11 protein-coding genes are annotated in these 18,040 nt (G+C 71.9%); 9 read left to right on the forward strand and 2 right to left on the reverse strand.

The window, feature by feature from the left end:
• Positions 1-347 precede the first annotated feature (347 nt).
• Both ACZ6RT_RS05815 and ACZ6RT_RS05820 read left to right on the forward strand, forming a co-directional pair.
• Complete coding sequence (locus tag ACZ6RT_RS05815) at positions 348-3,986, forward strand: CARDB domain-containing protein (protein WP_470152388.1); 3,639 nt, start codon at positions 348-350, stop codon at positions 3,984-3,986.
• Positions 3,987-4,620: 634 nt separating this feature from the next.
• The gene (locus ACZ6RT_RS05820) at positions 4,621-5,910 is read left to right on the forward strand and encodes a hypothetical protein (protein WP_399194263.1); all 1,290 of its coding nucleotides are present in this window, start codon (positions 4,621-4,623) and stop codon (positions 5,908-5,910) included.
• Positions 5,911-6,027: 117 nt separating this feature from the next.
• On the opposite strand, the gene ACZ6RT_RS05825 is transcribed toward ACZ6RT_RS05820, so the two are convergent.
• Entirely contained in the window at positions 6,028-7,026 is a 999-nt protein-coding gene (locus ACZ6RT_RS05825; RefSeq protein WP_399194254.1) for a LacI family DNA-binding transcriptional regulator, read from the reverse strand.
• 215 nt (positions 7,027-7,241) lie between these two features.
• Between ACZ6RT_RS05825 and ACZ6RT_RS05830 the strand changes: the two genes are divergently transcribed.
• The 6 genes from ACZ6RT_RS05830 to ACZ6RT_RS05855 all read left to right on the forward strand — a co-directional run bounded on the left by ACZ6RT_RS05830 (position 7,242) and on the right by ACZ6RT_RS05855 (position 14,465).
• Complete coding sequence (locus ACZ6RT_RS05830; protein WP_470152389.1) at positions 7,242-8,516, forward strand: ABC transporter substrate-binding protein; 1,275 nt, start codon at positions 7,242-7,244, stop codon at positions 8,514-8,516.
• A gap of 2 nt (positions 8,517-8,518) precedes the next feature.
• Positions 8,519-9,445, forward strand: coding sequence for a carbohydrate ABC transporter permease (locus ACZ6RT_RS05835; protein WP_399194250.1), 927 nt, complete (start codon positions 8,519-8,521; stop codon positions 9,443-9,445).
• 46 nt (positions 9,446-9,491) lie between these two features.
• Positions 9,492-10,265 (forward strand): carbohydrate ABC transporter permease, encoded by a 774-nt coding sequence (locus ACZ6RT_RS05840; protein WP_470152390.1) that lies wholly within the window; start codon positions 9,492-9,494, stop codon positions 10,263-10,265.
• Positions 10,258-12,057, forward strand: a complete 1,800-nt coding sequence (locus ACZ6RT_RS05845; RefSeq protein WP_470152391.1) for a glycoside hydrolase family 127 protein — start codon at positions 10,258-10,260, stop codon at positions 12,055-12,057. The genes ACZ6RT_RS05840 and ACZ6RT_RS05845 overlap by 8 nt, the downstream gene beginning before the upstream one ends.
• A 117-nt stretch (positions 12,058-12,174) precedes the next feature.
• On the forward strand, positions 12,175-13,113 hold the full coding sequence (locus ACZ6RT_RS05850) for an MBL fold metallo-hydrolase (RefSeq protein ID WP_470152392.1): 939 nt from the start codon (positions 12,175-12,177) through the stop codon (positions 13,111-13,113).
• A gap of 164 nt (positions 13,114-13,277) precedes the next feature.
• A complete protein-coding gene (locus tag ACZ6RT_RS05855; protein WP_470152393.1) occupies positions 13,278-14,465 on the forward strand; it encodes a class I SAM-dependent methyltransferase in 1,188 nt (395 codons plus the stop codon).
• Between the two features lie 49 nt (positions 14,466-14,514).
• On the opposite strand, the gene ACZ6RT_RS05860 is transcribed toward ACZ6RT_RS05855, so the two are convergent.
• The gene (locus ACZ6RT_RS05860) at positions 14,515-14,745 is read right to left on the reverse strand and encodes a hypothetical protein (RefSeq protein ID WP_344900279.1); all 231 of its coding nucleotides are present in this window, start codon (positions 14,743-14,745) and stop codon (positions 14,515-14,517) included.
• 456 nt (positions 14,746-15,201) lie between these two features.
• Between ACZ6RT_RS05860 and ACZ6RT_RS05865 the strand changes: the two genes are divergently transcribed.
• Positions 15,202-18,027 carry an AfsR/SARP family transcriptional regulator gene (locus ACZ6RT_RS05865; RefSeq protein ID WP_470152394.1) on the forward strand — a complete coding sequence of 942 codons (2,826 nt, stop codon included), beginning with the start codon at positions 15,202-15,204 and terminating at the stop codon, positions 18,025-18,027.
• Positions 18,028-18,040: the final 13 nt, after the last annotated feature.

Below are 18,040 nucleotides of genomic sequence, written 5' to 3' on the forward strand. Positions count from 1 at the left end.
CGTGCCGCCGGCCCGGATTCCGGTGCGCCCTCCGTCGGTGCGGCGGCCTGGCGGTCCGGACGCGCCAGCCTGGCGGCTCGGGTGCGGCGGCCTGGGGCCCGAGTGTGGGGGCCGTGCGCGGGGGTGTGAAAAGAGGTTTCCCGGCCGTTGACGCGCCCGTAGCACGTATGTAACCCTTGGCCAAAGCTAAGCAAAAATTGTACAAAAGCATGCAGTCTTTTTTACTCTTCTCGCAATTCCTCAGGAACGCGCCGCAGCCGTGCACCTGCCCCCCATCCGTGAGCGGTGAAGGCGCATGCCTTCACGCCCCGACCCCGTCGTGCATGACGAGAGACAGAGGAACGCGAATGAGAAAGCCGTACGGACCGTTACGGCTGGTGGCGGCCATGGTCGCCACCGGGCTGCTGGTGATGGGGGCGGCCGTCCCGGCCTCCGCCGCGGCCGGCCCCAACCTGTCGCCGGGCAAGGCGACCCAGGCCTCCAGCGCCACGGCCGGCCACGAGGTGTCGGCCGTCAACGACGGCGACCAGTCCACCTACTGGGAGAGCGCCAACAACAGCTTCCCCGGGTGGGCGCGGATCGACCTGGGCGCCGCCACGAGCGTCGACCGGATCGTCCTGAAGGTGCCCGCGCCGGCCGTCTGGCAGACCCGCACCCAGATGCTCTCGATCCAGGGGAGCTCCGACGGCTCCGCCTACAGCACGGTCGTGGCCTCGGCGAACCACACGTTCGACCCGGCCACCGGCAACACGGTCACGATCGGTTTCGCCGCCGCGACCCACCGGTACTGGCGCGTCAACGTCACCGCCAACACCGGCTGGCCCGCCGCGCAGATCTCCGAGTTCGAGATCTACGGCGCCGCCGGAGGCGGCGACACCCAGAACCCGTCGGCCCCGGGCAACCTCGCCCTCACCCAGCCGGCCGCCGGTCAGATCAGGCTCACCTGGAACGCCTCGACCGACAACGTGGGCGTCACCGGCTACGACGTCTACGCGAACGGGCAGCTGCGGGGCAGCGTCGGCACCGTGCTGACCTACACCGACACCCAGCCCGCGTCGGCGACCGTGACGTACACGGTGCGCGCCAGGGACGCGGCGGGCAACCGCTCGGCCGACAGCAACGCCGTGACCCGCACCGGCACCGGCGACCCCGGGACGAACCTGGCGCTCGGCAAGGAGATCACCGCCTCCGGGCACGTGCACTCGTTCGTCGCCGCCAACGCCAACGACGGCAACCCGGCCACCTACTGGGAGGCGAACTCCGGGGCGTTCCCGAACACGCTGACCGTCAGGCTCGGCGCCGACGCCTCCGTCAACGCGGTGGTCGTCAGGCTCAACCCCGACCCCTCCTGGGGCACCCGCACGCAGAACATCCAGGTCCTGGGCCGCGCGCGGAACGCCACCACCTACCAGAACCTGGTGTCGGCGGCCAACCACACCTTCAACCCGGCCTCGGGCAACACGGTGCGGATCGACGTGTCCGCGAACGTCGCCGACGTCCAGCTGAGGTTCACCGCCAACAGCGGCGCCCCCGGCGGGCAGGTCGCCGAGTTCCAGGTGCTCGGCGTCCCCGCGCCGGGTCCCGACCTCACGGTCACGAACCTGTCGTGGACGCCGTCCTCACCGACCGAGACCAGCGCGATCACGCTCTCGGCCACGGTCAGGAACGCGGGCAACGCGGCCTCCCCGGCGGACAGCGTCACCCTCTCCCTCGCCGGCACGCAGGCCGGCACCGCCGCCGTCCCCGCCCTGGCCGCGGGCGCCAGCGCCACGGTGACCCACGTCATCGGCACCCGGGGCGCGGGCAGCTACACGGTCGGCGCCAGGGTGGACGCCGACGACACGGTCGCCGAGCGGAACGAGGACAACAACACCCTGGTCGCGTCCTCACCGCTGGTGGTCACCGAGGCCCCCGGCCCGGACCTGCAGGTGCTGGGCATCACCTCCAACCCGGCGAACCCGGCCGTCGGAGCGTCCGTCACGTTCACCGTGGCGGTGCGGAACCGCGGCAGCGCCGCCACGGGCGCGGCCACGGTCACCCGCCTGACGGCGGGCGGCACCACGCTCAACACCACGACCCCGTCGATCGCCGCGGGCACGACCGCCAACGTGGCCGTCAGCGGCAGCTGGACCGCGGTCAGCGGAGGCGCCACGCTCACCGCGACCGCCGACGCGACGAACACCGTCACCGAGACCAACGAGACCAACAACACTTTCTCGCAGGCCATCGTGGTCGGGCGCGGCGCCGCGGTCCCGTGGACGGAGTACGAGGCCGAGTCCGCCGTCTACCAGGGCACGCTGCTGGAGACCGACCCGCTGCGCACCTTCGGGCACACCAACTTCGCCACCGAGTCCTCGGGCCGCAAGTCGGTACGGCTGAACAGCACCGGGCAGTTCGTCGAGTTCACCTCGACCGCGCCGTCCAACTCGATCGTGGTGCGCAACTCCATCCCCGACGCCCCGAACGGCGGCGGCATCGACGCCAGCATCAGCCTCTACATCAACGGCACCTTCGCCAGGAAGCTGACCCTCTCCTCGCGCCACAGCTGGCTGTACGGCAACACCGACGGCCCCGAGGCGCTGACGAACACCCCCCAGGCCGACGCGCGGCGGCTGTTCGACGAGTCCAACGCGCTGCTGTCGCAGACCTACCCCGCGGGCACGAAGTTCCGGCTGCAGCGTGACGCGAGCGACACGGCCTCGTTCTACGTCATCGACCTGATCGACCTGGAGCAGGTGGCGCCGCCCACCAGCCAGCCGGCCGGGTGCACCTCGATCACCGCCTACGGCGCGGTCCCCAACGACGGGCTCGACGACACGGCCGCCCTGCAGCGGGCGGTGACCGACGACCAGAACGGCGTCATCGGCTGCGTGTGGATCCCGGCGGGGCAGTGGCGCCAGGAGCAGAAGATCCTCACCGACGACCCGCTGAACCGGGGTCAGTGGAACCAGGTGGGCATCAGGAACGTCACCATCCGCGGCGCGGGCATGTGGCACTCCCAGCTGTACACGCTGACCGAGCCGCAGGACGTGGTGGGCGGCATCAACCACCCGCACGAGGGCAACTTCGGCTTCGACATCGACAGCAACACCCAGATCTCCGACATCGCCATCTTCGGCTCGGGCCGCATCCGCGGCGGGGACGGCAACGACGAGGGAGGGGTGGGCCTGAACGGCCGGTTCGGCGAGAACACGAAGATCACCAACGTGTGGATCGAGCACGCCAACGTGGGCGCCTGGGTCGGCCGCGACTACGACAACATCCCGGCCCTGTGGGGCCCCGGCGACAACCTGCTGTTCAGCGGCATGCGCATCCGCAACACCTACGCCGACGGCATCAACTTCACCAACGGCACGCGCAACTCGAAGGTGTTCAACTCCTCGTTCCGCACCACCGGCGACGACGCCCTGGCGATCTGGGCCAACCAGGCCGTGAAGGACCAGGTCGTCGACAACACCCACGACAACCACTTCGTCAACAACACCATCCAGCTGCCCTGGCGGGCGAACGGCATCGCCATCTACGGCGGGTACGACAACTCCGCCGAGAACAACCTCATCTACGACACCATGAACTACCCGGGCATCATGCTGGCGACCGACCACAGCCCCCTGCCCTTCTCGGGGACCACGCTGCTCGCCGGCAACGGGCTCTACCGCACCGGCGGCGCCTTCTGGAACGAGGACCAGGAGTTCGGCGCCATCACGCTGTTCCCGTCGACCAGGGACATCACCGGCGTCACCATCCGCGACACCGACATCCACGACTCGACCTACGACGGCATCCAGTTCAAGACCGGCGGCGGCAACATGCCGAACGTCGCGATCACCAACGTGAGGATCACCAAGTCCAACAACGGCGCCGGGATCCTGGCCATGGGCGGCGCCCGCGGCAACGCGACGCTGACGAACGTCACGATCAGCGGCTCGGCCGACGGCGACATCGTGAGGGAACCGGGGTCCAGCTTCGTGATCACGAGGAACTGACCCCTGCCCTGTGATCACGAGGGATCGGCACCCTCCGTGGTCACAGGGCCGCCCGTCGCGAGGGGGCCGGCCTCCTCCGCGGTCACGGGGAGGCCGTCCCGCCCCGCGACCGCGGGGAGGATCGGCACCCTCCGTGATCATGGGAGGCACGGCCCCCTCGGCGTGAAAGTTTCATCGGTCCCCGGTCCCGGGGACCCGCGGGACGCCCGGCGTGCTCCTCCGGTGGAAGGACCACCGGGGGAGCACGCCCGTGTCCGCCCCGCCCGCCCCGGCGGGCGCCGCCTCGGGGGAGGTGAGCGCCGCGCGACCGTCACCCGGCCGCCCGCGGGAGACCCCGCGGGCACGTTCCACCGCACGCGCGGGAACGGCCCCGCGGCGCGGAGTCCCGGACCGGGCCGGGCCGCGCGAGCCCGCAGGGGACGGACGGCCGCGCGGGTGCGGGCTTGACAGGGTTTTTCGCATCCCCAACACTCTGGGAAACCTTGTCACCCAACGAGGACTTCCACCCCTCTGACCGTTGCGTAAAGGGTTTCTGTTATCGCTAACAAATCCTGTCGGCGCCAACGGGAAAGGTGACGAGGACGACGCGCACTCCCGGCGTTCGAGACCCGACCCCCCACGGAGGTTCGCACACATGGGAAGACGATGGTGGACGGCGGCCGTGCCCGCCCTGATCCTCGGCCTGCTGATGTCCCCGGCCGACACCGCCCTGGCCGCGGCACCCGGAGACGGCAACCTGGCGGTCTCCGCCACGGCGAGCGCCTCCTACACCTCCTCCTGGGAGAGCATCGCGGCGATCAAGGATGACATCGACCCCCCGAGCTCTAACGACACCGCCAACCCGCGCTGGGGCACCTGGCCCGAGACCGGCACCCAGTGGGCCGAGCTGACCTGGAGCCGGCCCCAGACGCTGCGCTCGGCGCAGGTGTACTTCTTCGACGACAACGGCGGCGTGCGGGTGCCCGCCTCATGGAGGCTGCAGTACTGGAACGGCAGCGCCTACGCCGACGTCGCCGGTGCGAGCGGCTACCCCACGGCCGTCAACGCCTACAACAAGGTCGTCTTCAACAGCGTCTCCTCCTCCCGGCTGCGCGTGGTGCTGCAGAGCGGCGCGGCCTCGGTCGGCCTGCTGGAGGTGAAGGCGTACTCCACCGAGTCGCCGGGCAACGGCGGCGGCACCACCGGCTGGAACCCGCCCGCCAACCTGGTCACCCCGCTCGACCAGGTCTGGCGGCACGTCGAGAGCACCTACAACCCCGGCCCCACCGTGTTCCGCAACTACGGCTGGGACCAGATCATGGCCAACCGCGGGAGCATCAACTACTGCGTGCGCTGGGACTCCTCGGCGCCGGTCTCGGCAGCCCTGCGCGACCGGATCCACGCCTCGCTCGCCCGGCAGTTCAAGAAGTGGATGGACCTGATGGTCGGCCACAACGGCTGGCCGTACACGGAGGTCCCGGTCAAGGTGGTCGGCTGGGCGGTACGCGACCGCGCCACCCTGCAGTGGAGCGACAACTCCGTGGACGTCTACGTCAACGACATCCGGGAGAACGCCCCCCAGTGCGCCCCGGCCTGCGGCCGGTTCTTCAACCAGAACGGCCAGTACCCCAACTGCCCGGGCGGGGCCGCGCGCCACTACGACATGTCCCTGTGGCTCACCGCGGGCATGGGCGGGGGAGCGGGCGGTGACTGGGGCCAGCGTCTCGGCAGCGAGTACTTCGTGAACAACATCGACGCCCCCGACATGCACATCCTGCTCCACGAGATAGGGCACAGCTTCGGCCTTGACGACTTCTACGACTGGACGCCCACCGGCGTCGGCGGTTTCCTGATGAAGGCGGGAAGCGCGAGCCGGATCACCGAGTTCGACGCCTGGATGTTCCGCGACTGGTGGCGGCACCTCAAGAGCCGCTACGGCCTCTGACCCACATCGCACCGTCACCGGCCGGTCCGGACCCTCGGGTCCGGACCGGCCGCCGCGTTCCAGGGCGTCGTGTTCCCGGCCGCCGTGTTCCAGGGCGTCGCGTTCCCGGGTGGCGGTTCAGGCGGGGGCGGGCGGCGCGGTGGACTCCCGGATCACCAGGCGGCACGGCATGGAGTGCACGCCCGGGGCCGCCCGGCCGTCGATGGCGGCGAACAGGTGCTGCGCGGCCGTGTGCCCCAGCCTCTCCAGGTTCGGGTCCACGCTGGTCAGCAGCGGCCTGGTCTCTGCCGAGAGCACCTCCCAGTTGTCGTAGCCGATCACCGCCACGTCCGAGGGCAGGCGCAGGCCGCGTTCCCTCGCGATCTCCATGAAACCGGCGGCGATCTGGTCGCTGCCGCAGAACACCGCGTCCAGGCCGGGCTGGGTGAGCAGCAGCATCTCGGCGGCCTGCCGCCCCCAGCGCTGGGACCACGCGCCGTACAGGGTCTCGCCGGCCTGTTCGAGACCGGCCTCGCCCAGCGCCCGGCGCACCCCCTCGGCCCGGTCGGCCGCGGCCTTGTAGTGCGTGGGCCCGGTGACGTGCGCGATCCTGCGCCGCCCGGTGGCCAGCAGGTGCCGTACGGCGAGCACGGCGCCGCCCACGTCGTCGGGCGTGAAGGACACGTCGCCCGGGTCGTCGGACGGGCCGTAGGCGTACACCACGGGGATCGGCAGCTCGCGGCTGATGGAGGGCCGCGGGTCGGTGCTCTCCCCCACGACGATCAGGCCGTCGACGCGGCGGGAGAGCAGCATCCGCAGGTGGTGCTGCTCGCGGATGGCGTCGCCGCGCGCGTCGCACAGCACCACGGCCATCTCCCCGGCGCCGAAGGCGTCCTCCGCGCCGAGCAGGACCGGGATGCCGAACCGTCCCACGCTGTCGCTGGTGAGCAGGCCGACCGTGCGGCTCTGCCCGGTCAGCAGGTTCCTGGCCAGCGCGTTGGGCCGGAAGGAGAGCTGCTCGGCCGCCTCCAGCACCCGCCTGCGGGTGTCGGGGCGGACGTTGTCCCTGCCGTTGAGGGCCTTGGACACGGTGGCGATCGACACCCCGGCCAGCGAGGCCACGTCACTTATGGTCACCGAACGTGACCGCCTGCCCGTCATCGTGACGAAATCCTTTTCGCTGCGCCTGCCCGTGCGACCCCGGCCGGCCGTCCGGCGGTACCTCCCGAGATTACCTCATGTCGACGGATCGGCCAGGGGGTGTTGACACGCATCGGTGTTTCTTTTACGTTTCCGAAAACCTTTTATTTCTATTTCGTGCGTCGCGGGGGATGCCGGAAGAGGAGAGGACCATGCAGCCACGCGCACGCGTCGTCGGCGCCGCAGCCATCCTGCTGGCGCTAGCCCCCATGATCGCCTGCGGGGGGAGCGGGACCGGGAAGGCCGCGCCCGCCTCGGCGGAACCGGTCACGATCACCATGTGGACCCGTGCCGCGACGCAGGCGCAGAGCGAGCGTCTGGTCAAGGCCTACAACAGCGGCCACAGGAACCAGGTGAAGCTGACCGTCGTCCCCACCGACAACTACCAGCCGCGCATCGCGGCGGCGGCCGGGGCCGGGCAGCTGCCGGACGTGTTCGCCGCGGACGTGATCTTCGTCCCCAACTACACCTCCCAGGGGCTCTTCCTCGACATCACCGACCGGATCGCCGCCCTGCCGTACAAGGACTCCCTGGCGCCCGGCCACATGAAGCTCGGCACGCAGGAGGGACGCCGGTACACCCTTCCGCACACGCTGGACCTGTCGGTCTGGTTCTGGAACAAGGACCTGTACGAGAAGGCCGGCCTGGACCCGGAGAAGGGCCCCACCACGCTGAAGGAGTTCGCCGAGCACGCCACCACGATCGACGAGAAGCTCGGCAAGGACGGCAAGGTGCACGGCACCTTCTTCGGCGGCAACTGCGGCGGATGCTACGTCTTCACCTTCTGGCCCTCGGTCTGGGCCGCCGGAGGCCAGGTGATGAACCCCGAGGGCACCGCCTCGCTCAACGACAGGCCACCGATGACCGACGTCTTCGCGATCTACAAGGGACTGCACGACAAGGGCGTGACCGGCCCGACGACCAAGGAGGAGCAGGGGCCCACCTGGACCGGCTTCTTCCCCAAGGGCGAGATCGGCGTCATGCCGATGCCCTCGACCACGCTCGGCTCGATGCCCGCCGACATGAAGGTCGGCGTCGCGCCGATCGCCGGGCCCGACGGCGGCGAGTCCACCTTCGTGGGCGGCGACTCGGTCGGCATCTCCTCCACCACCGAGAAGGCCGACGCGGCCTGGGAGTTCCTGTCCTGGACGGTCTCCGACGAGGCGCAGGTCGAGATCATGGCCAAGAACAAGGACGTGCTCGCGCGCACCGACCTGTCGAACAACGAGTACTCGGCCGAGGACCCGCGCGTGGTGCTGATCAACTCCATGGTCGCCAAGGGGCGGACACCGTACGCGCCGCGCTTCGGGCAGACCTTCAACGACCCGCAGGGGCCCTGGCTGCGCCTGGCCCGCGAGGCGCTGTTCGGCGACCCCGGCAACGTCACCCGGCTCAACGCCGAGATCACCAAGTCGCTGCAGCAGTGAACATGACACTGACCGGAACACGGCGGAGGGTGGCGCGGGGATCCGTCCCGGCGCCGCCCCCGCGGTGGCGCGGACGGCGGGCCCAGGGCTGGCTGTACGCCGCCCCGGCCGCCGTCATCGTCGTCACCCTCTTCGTGGCACCGCTGGTGCTCGTCGTCTGGATGTCGCTGAACCGCTGGCCGCTGCTCGGCCAGGCCACGTTCAACGCGCCGGGCAACTACCTCAAGATCGCCGATAACCCGCTCTTCCTCGACGCGGTGCTCTTCACGCTGAAGTACACCGCCGTCGTCACCGTGCTGCTGTCGGCCGCCGCGCTCGGCCTGGCCCTGCTGGTGCAGGAGCGCAGGCCCGGCGTGGGCTTCTTCCGCACCGCGTTCTTCCTGCCCGGCGCGGTCGGCTTCGCCACGGCGGCCCTGCTGTTCTACGGCATGCTCAACAACGACTTCGGGCCGGTCGACCCCCTGCTGCGGGCCCTGGGGATCACCGACGAGCCGGTGAAGTGGACCGGCACCCCGGACATGGCGCTGTTCTCCACGATCGCGCTGGTGCTGTGGCGCTTCGCCGGGTTCAACATGCTCATCCTGCTCACCGGCCTGCAGTCGATCCCGGTGGAGGTCTACGAGGCGGCCCGGTCCGACGGCGCGAACCGGTGGCAGATCTTCACGAAGATCACGCTTCCGCTGCTGCGTCCCACGCTGGCGCTGATGCTCATCCTCAGCGTCACCGGCTCCCTGCTCGCGTTCGACCAGTTCTTCATCTTCACCAACGGCGGGCCGGACAACAGCACCGTCTCCATGGTCATGGTCATCTACCGCGACGCGTTCTTCCGCTTCGACCTGGGCGGCGCCGCGGCGCTCTCGGTCGTGCTGCTGGTCGCCCTGGTCGCGCTCAACACCGTACAGATGCGGGTGTTCAGGAGGTCCACGTGAGGCGGTGCGGACGCGGGAACGACGCGCGCGAGGCGGTGAGGACCCGGTGAGGACGACCTACTACACCACGATGTCGGCGCTGGCGGTGCTCTTCCTGTTCCCGCTGGTGTGGAGCGGCTGGTCCTCCTTCGACGGGGGAGCGGGCAACTACGCCGAGATGGCCCGCTTCGGCGAGGGCGTGGACGTCTACCTCGTCAACAGCGTGCTGGTGTCGGCGATGACCGTCGCGGGCACGCTGACGGTCTCCGCGCTGGGCGGCTACGCCTTCGCCCGCTTCGACTTCCCCGGCAAGAACCTGCTCTTCCTCGTCACCCTGGCCATCCTGATGGTGCCGTACGCGACCATCCTGATCCCGCTGTACGTCCTGCTCGGCCGCATCGGGCTGCAGAACTCCCTGGTGGGCCTCTCCCTGGTGTTCGTGATGTTCCAGCTGCCGTTCGCGCTGTTCATGATGCGCAACGCCTTCGAGGCGATCCCCCGCGAGCTGGAGGAGGCCGCCCTCGTCGACGGCTGCGGAACCTTCCGCGCCTTCTGGCGCATCCTGCTGCACGCCGTGCGGCCCGCCCTGGTCACCGTCGCCCTCTTCGCCTTCCTCGCCTCCTGGAACGACTTCTTCGCACCGCTCATCCTGCTCAACGACGGGGCGAACTTCACCCTCCCGGTGGCCGTGGTCAGCATGACCCAGCGCACCTTCGGGGCCATCGACTACGGCATGCTGCAGGCCGGCGTCATGGTCATGGCCGTGCCCTGCCTGATCCTCTTCGTCGTCCTCCAGCGCCACTACGTGCGCGGATTCATGTCAGGAGCCCTGCGTGGTTAGTCCCGTCACCCCCTCCGCAGGGGTGCTGTCCCCCCTCGGCCTCGACGCCGTACGCCTCGCCCCGGGTTTCTGGGGCGACCGGGCGGTCCTCAACCGCGAGGTCATCATCGGCCACTGCCTGGAGTGGATGGAGCGGGAGGGCTGGATCGGCAACTTCCGCGGCGAGCGTCCCCGCCGCGGCAGGGAGTTCAGCGACTCCGAGGCGTACAAGCTGCTGGAGGCGATGGCCTGGTCCGGCCACCCCGGGCTGCCCGAGCTGGCCGCGACCGTCGCCGCGGCGCAGGAGGACGACGGCTACCTCAACACCCGCTGGAACTCCGAGCGCTACAGCGACCTCGAATGGGGACACGAGCTGTACTGCTACGGCCACCTCATCCAGGCCGGGGTCGCCCGGCTGCGCGCGCACGGCGAGGACGAGCTCACCAAGGTCGCCCGCCGGGCCGCCGACCACCTCTGCGACCGCTTCATGGAGACCACCGAGACCTGCGGCCACCCCGAGGTGGAGATGGCGCTGGTCGAGCTGTACCGGGCCACCGGGACCGAGCGCTACCTGGAGATGGCCCGCCGCCTCGTCGAGCGACGCGGCCTGCCCGCCCTGGGACCGATCCATCTGGGACGCGCGTACTTCCAGGACGACATGCCGGTACGCCGGGCGCGCGTGCTGCGCGGGCACGCCGTACGGGCCCTGTACCTGGCCTGCGGCGCGGTGGACGTGGCCGTCGAGACCGGCGACGGGGAACTGCTGCACGCGATCGAGGAGCAGTGGGAGAACACGGTCGCCCGGCGCACCCACCTGACCGGCGGGATGGGCTCGCGCCACTCCGACGAGGCCTTCGGCGAGGACTTCGAGCTCCCGGCCGACCGGGCCTACTCCGAGACCTGCGCCGGCATCGCCTCGATCATGCTCTCGCACCGGCTGCTGCTGGCCACCGGCCGGACCCGCTACGCCGACCTCGCCGAACGCACCATGTACAACGTGCTCGCCACCTCACCGGCACTGGACGGGCGCTCGTTCTTCTACGCCAACCCGCTGCACATGCGCATCCCGCCCGAGCCGCGCGAGGGCGTCGTCGACCACACCTCCGGGGTGGGGCTGCGCTCCTCCTGGTACGACGTGTCGTGCTGCCCGAACAACATCGCCCGCACCCTCGCCTCGCTCCCGGCCTACCTGGCCGCCGCCGACGGCGACGCCCTGCACGTCCACCACTACGCCCCCGCCGAGATCGGCCACCGGGGCCTGACCCTGCGGCTGGAGACGGACTACCCCTGGTCCGGTACGGTGACCGCGCACGTCGTCGAGGGCCGCCCCGGGCGGATCGTCCTGCGCGTGCCCTCCTGGGCCCAGGGCGCGACCCTCACCCACGGTGGCACGACCCGCCCGGCCGGGCCCGGCAACGTGACGGCCGAGGCCGACTGGCGACCGGGCGACCGTATCCGGCTCGACCTGCCGATGGCGTCCCGCTGGACCTTCCCCGACCGGCGGGTGGACGCGGTGCGCGGGTGCGCCGCGGTCGAGCGCGGCCCGCTCGTCTACTGCGCCGAGTCGGTCGCCGACGACCCGCCGCTGGCGCTGGTCAAGGCCCTTCCCGAACCCCCGGCCGAGCGGGAGCGGGACGGGGTCGTCGAGCTGGAGGCCCGCGCCTGCCTGGTACCGGCCGGCGACGTCCCCTGGCCCTACCGGGACGGGCACCCGGACGCGGCCGGGCGGGAGGTCACCCTGCGGCTGGTCCCGTACCACCGCTGGGGCAACCGCGGGCCGTCGAGCATGCGGGTGTGGCTGCCGCTGTCCTGAGCCCGACCCGAGCTCGGCCCTCAGGCGGGGGCCGGGAGCGGGGCCGGGAGCGGGGCCGGGGCGTTCCCGCGCCCGGTCTCCGGGACGGCCGCCGGGCGCGGGGCGACAATGTCGGTCATGAGCTCATCGCGACACGACCGTCCCCTGCCCCCGGCGCGCGTCGAGGAGGTGGCCGACGGCGTCCACGCCTACCTGCAGCCGGACGGGAGCTGGTGGATCAACAACGCCGGCTTCCTGGTCGGCCGCCGCGGGGTGATCAGCGTGGACTCCTGCGCCACCGAGCGCCGCACGCTCGCCTACCGCGAGGCCATCGCGGCCGTCACCGACCGGCCCGTCACCACGCTGATCAACACCCACCACCACGGCGACCACACCTTCGGGAACTTCGCCTTCCCCGAGGCGACCGTCGTCGGGCACGAGCGGACCAGGGAGATGATCCTCGCCGAGGGGATCCCCGACTACCTGACCATGGCCTGGACCGAGGTCGACTGGGGAGCCCTGGAGGCCCGGCCGCCGTTCCTCACCTACACCGACGGGGTGACCGTGTACTCCGACGAGCTGCGCTGCGAGGTACGGCACATCGGCCTGCCCGCCCACACGACCAACGACTCGATCGTGTGGATCCCCGAGCGGTCGCTGCTGTTCTCCGGCGACCTGGTGTTCAACGGCGGCACCCCGTTCGTGATGATGGGCTCGGTGACGGGGGCGATCGAGGCACTGGACCGGCTCAGGGAACTGGGCGCGGAGACGATCGTCCCGGGACACGGCGACGTGTGCGGGCCCGAGGTCGTCGACACCGTCCAGGACTACCTGCGGTTCGTGCTCGCCACCGCCGGGCGCGGCCGCGAGGCCGGCCTCTCCCCGTTGCAGACCGCGCGCGAGACCGACCTCGGGGAGTACGCCGGGCTGCTCGACCCCGAACGCATCGTCGGCAACCTGCACCGGGCCTACGCGGAGCTGGACGGCCTGCCCGCGGGTGAGCCGATCGACGTGGTCACCGCCGTGCTGGAGATGATCGACTACAACGGCGGCAGGCCGCTGACCTGCCTGGCCTGACCGCGGCCGTGCGCGTACCCGGGGGTGCCTTGTACCGGTCTTTGGCAACCCGCGGAACAGCTGGGGATACCGAGGTGAAAGGGCGGTTGAGTCCCTGAAGGGGGCCGTGCCACTTTTGGAGTGATCCTCCCGCCCGGGGAGGCCCCGCCGGAGGGATGTCTGCGATGTTCGCGCGGCGCGCGCTCTCCCGGGTCGTGTACGGCTCCCGCTACGACCGGGTGCCCAGGAACCACCGCTCCTACGTCCGCCCGGGGGAGAGGCTCGCCCGCGAGGTCCAGTGGCGCCTGCGGATCGGGCGGACCCCCGTCATGAGGTTCCAGGACTACCGCGAGCGGACCCTGCTGGAGCGGGCCGAGGAGTTCGTCACCTGCCGCCTGTGCGGGGAGACCCGCCAGCAGCCGCTGTTCCAGCGGGCCGGTGCCGGGCGCGGGGGGAGCTACCGGGTGGTGCGCTGCCCGGCGTGCGGCCTCCTCTACCGCAACCCCGCGCTCCGGCCCCCGACGGCGGACGTCCCGCACACGGACGTCCTGTACGCGGATCCCTTGTACGCGGACCTCTTGTACGCGTTGTACGCGGCCCCTTCGTCCGCGGACGTCCCGCGCGCGGACGACGGCGCGGCACCGGACCGCACGGCCGACCGGCGGCGCCGGCGGCTGACCATGGACGCCTTCGGCCCGGTGTTCTCGTCGGGACGGGGACGCGCGCTGCTCGACGTCGGTCACGGCGCCGGTGACGGGATCTTCCTCCGGCTCGCCCGGGAGCGTGGCTTCGAGGCGGCCGGGCTGGACCTCGCGGCCGGTTCCGTGACGGCCGCCGTCGCCCGTCTCGCCGTGCCCGGCACCCGCTCCGGGACCGCCGGTGTCCGGGCCGCCGGTACCGGACCCGCCGGTACCGGACCCGCCGGTATCGGGGCGGCCGCCGGCGGGTTCGACGTGATCACCCTCTGGTCGGTCCTGGCCCGGCTGCCCCGGCCCGTGGAGGACCTGCGGTGTCTCCGCGGCCTGCTCGCCCCGGGCGGGGTGATGCTGATCCTCACCGCGAACGCCGCCTCCCTGCAGCTCAAGGCGTACGGGAACGGCTGGACGGGCTTCAGGCGGAACAACCTGATGTTCTACTCGGCCGAGACGCTGGTCACCCTGCTGAGCCGTACCGGATTCGCCGGGGTGGCGTTCGCCCCGTTCTACGGTGACGACGTCGAGGCGGGCGCCGTCGGGTTGCCCGGCCGGATGGGCCGGCGCCTGCGCCGTAACGTCGAGGCCGGTGGCGGGAAGATGATCCGCGCGCTGGCCTTCGCCGACCGGCAGGCCGTTCACCGGTGGGGCGAGCGGCTCCAGGCCCGGCGCTCCACCTGACCGTCCCCCGCACCGGATCCGGTGCCGGGAACGGGCACGGGGACGGGGCTCACTCCAGCAGGGTGCGGGCGCGGATCTGCTCGTCGCGCATGTGCGCCCTGAACGCGTCCAGCAGGTCCCTGGGACTCGTCGCGCTGGTCAGTGGCATGCGGTCGCAGGAGCAACCGGAGCGGTAGACGTCGCGGCCGACGTGGGCCGAGGTGATGTAGTCCATGCACCAGTCGGGCATGTGCTCCTCGCTCTGCACGAGGGGGTCGTCGTTCCAGTGCGGCATGCTCATGGGTCGCCTCACAGGAGGGTCGGTGATGGCCGTGGGGCCGGGGACGCCTTCTCCGGAGGCCGCGATGGCGGCTTCCCCTCCCTGGGTCCCGGAGCCGGTCGTCGCTCCGGAACCGTCTCGATGACACCGGAGGATTCTTTCCGGGAGCGGTTCGGCACGGGGTTCTGTGACGGCGCCGCGGTCATCGTTCAACGGGGTGCTCCGAGCATAGGCGTGAATCGGAGAGCTGGCGATTCCCCGACGAATCGTGAGACATCAGGTGAACCGTCGCCTTCACAATGATGCGTTCGGCGAGGGGTGCACGGTACGGAAGCCGGGTCATTTCGGGTCACCGGTCGGTTAGCATCCGGTAAGGATCAAGGTCGGTGAGGTGGCGCGCCCGCGCGCGTGGTGTGTCGTCACGTCCCGGCACGGTCACGGGAAGCCGGCCGGACGACGGGCAGCTGGGGAGCGAGCGTGGACTTCCACCTCTTGGGGCACGTCGAGGTGATCTCAGGAGAGGGCGCCGTGGTGCCGCTGCCTCCCCTCAAGCGGAGGCTGCTCGGAGCGCTGCTGCTGTCCGAGAGACGGACCATCGCGGTCGAGCGGCTGATGCTGGCCGTGTGGGGCGACACCCACGCCAGGAAGGAGGCCCTGAAGACCCACGTGTCCGAGCTGCGGCTGCTGGTCCCCGGCCGGATCCCCCCGGCCGGACCGGACGGCTACCGGCTGCGCCTGCTCCCCGGCGACACCGTCGACGTCGACACCTTCCACGATCTCGTCGCCACCGGTGAGCGCCTCGCCGAGGCCGGTGAGCACCGGGCCGCCGTCGCGTCGCTGCGGGAGGCCCTGAACCTGTGGGGCGCCGACCCGCTGGCCGACGTCCCCACCGGTGACCCGAGGCTGAGGCAGCGCCGTCAGGCCCTTCTGCGGCAGCGCCAGGACGCCATGGTCCTGATGTTCGAGACACGGCTCGCCCTCGGCCACCACCGCGAGATCGTCGCCGACCTGCGCGGCGAACTGGAGGACTCCCCGGACGCCGAGTCCCTGCACGTCCTCCTGGTGAACGCCCTGTACCGCTCGGGACAGCGCGTCCCCGCGCTCCAGCACGCCGACGCCGCGGCCGGGATCCTGCTGGAGGAGAACGGCGACCCCGGGGAACGGCTGCGCAGGCTGCGCGCGCAGATCGAGGCGGACGGAACCGGCCCCGCCGGGGGCGCCGGGGGCGCCGGGGGCGCCGCGACCGCCCTTCCCGCGGTCCCGGCGCAGCTCCCGCCGGACGTACTGGACTTCACCGGCCGGTCGCACGAGGTCGAACGGCTCACCGGGCTCCTCACCCCGGCACCGGACGCCACCGGCGTACCGATCGTGGGGATCAGCGGGCTGCCCGGGATCGGGAAGTCCGCGCTCGCGATCCACGTCGCGCACCGGCTCCGCCCGCGCTTCCCCGACGGCCAGCTCTTCGTGCACCTGGCGGGCCGGTCCGGGCGGTCCGCGAACGTCGGCGAGATGCTGGCCGAACTCCTCGCCACCCTCGGCGTCCCGGCGCAGGACCTCCCGCCCTCCACCGTGGGCCGGGCCGGGCTGCTGCGCTCGGTCCTGGCCGGCCGGCGCGTCCTGATCGTGGTCGACGACGCCGCCGGCGTCTCCCAGGCGTCCCACTTCCTGCCGGGCACGGCCGGGTGCGCGGTCATCATCACCGGCCGCGCCCTGCTGAACGGCGCGGGGATCCGGTCCTTCCCGCTGCAACCGCTCCGCGGCGAGGAGTCGCTCACCCTGCTGGGCGAGATCGTCGGCACCGACCGGGTACGCCGCGAACCGGAGGCGACCAGGACCGTCCTGGAGGCGTGCGGAGGGCTGCCGCTGGCGCTGAGGATCGCCGGATCCCGGCTGTCGTCCCAGCCGCACTGGCCCGTCGAGCTGCTCGCGTCCCGCCTGCAGGACCGGCTGAAAGGGCTGGCCGACGGCGACCTGGCCGTCGAGGCGAGCATCGCCGAGAGCTACGAGGCGCTCTCACCGCCGGCGCGGCACGCGTTCCGGGTCCTGGCCCTCGCCGGGCCCGGGGACTGGCCGATGTGGCTGACCGGGATGCTGCTGGGCGCGGAGCAGGCCGACGACGCGCTGGCGGCGCTGACCTCGCACAGCCTGCTGTCCCCCGCGGGGGCCGACGACCTCGGCCACCCCCGCTACCGGCAGCACGACCTGGTACGGGACTTCGCCGAGGCGCGGCTGGCCGAGCACGTCGACGAGTGGGACACCACCATGAACCGGCTGCTGCTGGGCTGGCTGCTGCTCGTCGACCGGGCCTCCGCGGCGATCCCCGGTGAGCCGTTCTTCCCGCCCCCCGCCCGCCTGCACTGGGACCTGCACGTCCCGGTGCAGGCGCAGAAACTGATCGACGCCGACCCCGGCGGGTGGCTGGCCCGGGAGTGCGCGCAACTGCTGGCGGTCATCCGGGCGGCGTGCGAGGAGAACCGCTACCGGCAGGGGTACGGCATCGCGCTGCGGCTCGCGTCCCACCTGTACCGGGCCGGCCGGGACCGGGACGCCGAGGACATGTGGCGCATCATCATGCGCACCGCGGCCGCCGCCGGTGACCGGCGCCTGGCCGCGGAGGCGCGGCACCGGATGGCGGCGCTGATCACCCGCGGGCCCGGCGGCCCGGCCCGGGCGCTGCCGATGCTGGACACCTGCGTCGCCGTGTTCGCCGAGCTGGTGGACCGGAACCGGTGGGCGCGTTCCCTGGCGTTGCGCGCGTTCTGCGCCTACAGGCTCTACCGCGACTCCGGCGGGCCGGGAGTCGAACGGGCCGCCCGGGACGCCGGGGAGGCCCTGGAGCTGGCGCGGCTCACCGGGGAGGGGTACACCGAACTGGTGTGCCTGCGGACCCTGGGGCTGGTGGCGTCCGCGAGCGGGCACCACGCCGAGGCGATCGACCGGTGCGAGGCGGCGCTCGCCCGGGGACGGGCCGTCACCGACACGTCCGGGGACGCGGCCTACGAGGTGTTCGCGGCCGTGGCGCTCGCGACGGTCCTCGTCGCCGCGGGCGAGGCCGGGCGCGCGCTGGCGGTGTGCGAGACCGCCCTCGACGCGGCGCGGGGGACGGGACACGCACCGGCGCAGGCGGCGCTCGCCGAACGGGCCGGTGACGCCCTGTCGGCCCTGGGCCGCGCGCGGGAGGCCGCGCAGCGCTACGGGGAGGCGGTGGCGCTGTGCGGGACGGACGAGGCCGACCCGCACCGGTCCCGGTACGACGGCAAGCTGGGCCGCGCCACGTCGGGCGGGGGCGGCTCACCGGCCTGACACGGGAGCCCCC

This window comes from Streptosporangium sp. NPDC050148 (assembly GCF_055586505.1).

What these genes read in the sequence shown, in the direction of transcription:
- ACZ6RT_RS05820 (WP_399194263.1), top strand. Translation starts at nt 4,621, where the DNA reads ATGGGAAGACGATGGTGGACGGCGGCCGTGCCCGCCCTGATCCTCGGC.
- ACZ6RT_RS05815 (WP_470152388.1), top strand. Translation starts at nt 348, where the DNA reads ATGAGAAAGCCGTACGGACCGTTACGGCTGGTGGCGGCCATGGTCGCC.
- ACZ6RT_RS05860 (WP_344900279.1), bottom strand. Translation starts at nt 14,745, where the DNA reads ATGAGCATGCCGCACTGGAACGACGACCCCCTCGTGCAGAGCGAGGAG.
- ACZ6RT_RS05830 (WP_470152389.1), top strand. Translation starts at nt 7,242, where the DNA reads ATGCAGCCACGCGCACGCGTCGTCGGCGCCGCAGCCATCCTGCTGGCG.
- ACZ6RT_RS05850 (WP_470152392.1), top strand. Translation starts at nt 12,175, where the DNA reads ATGAGCTCATCGCGACACGACCGTCCCCTGCCCCCGGCGCGCGTCGAG.
- ACZ6RT_RS05835 (WP_399194250.1), top strand. Translation starts at nt 8,519, where the DNA reads ATGACACTGACCGGAACACGGCGGAGGGTGGCGCGGGGATCCGTCCCG.
- ACZ6RT_RS05855 (WP_470152393.1), top strand. Translation starts at nt 13,278, where the DNA reads ATGTTCGCGCGGCGCGCGCTCTCCCGGGTCGTGTACGGCTCCCGCTAC.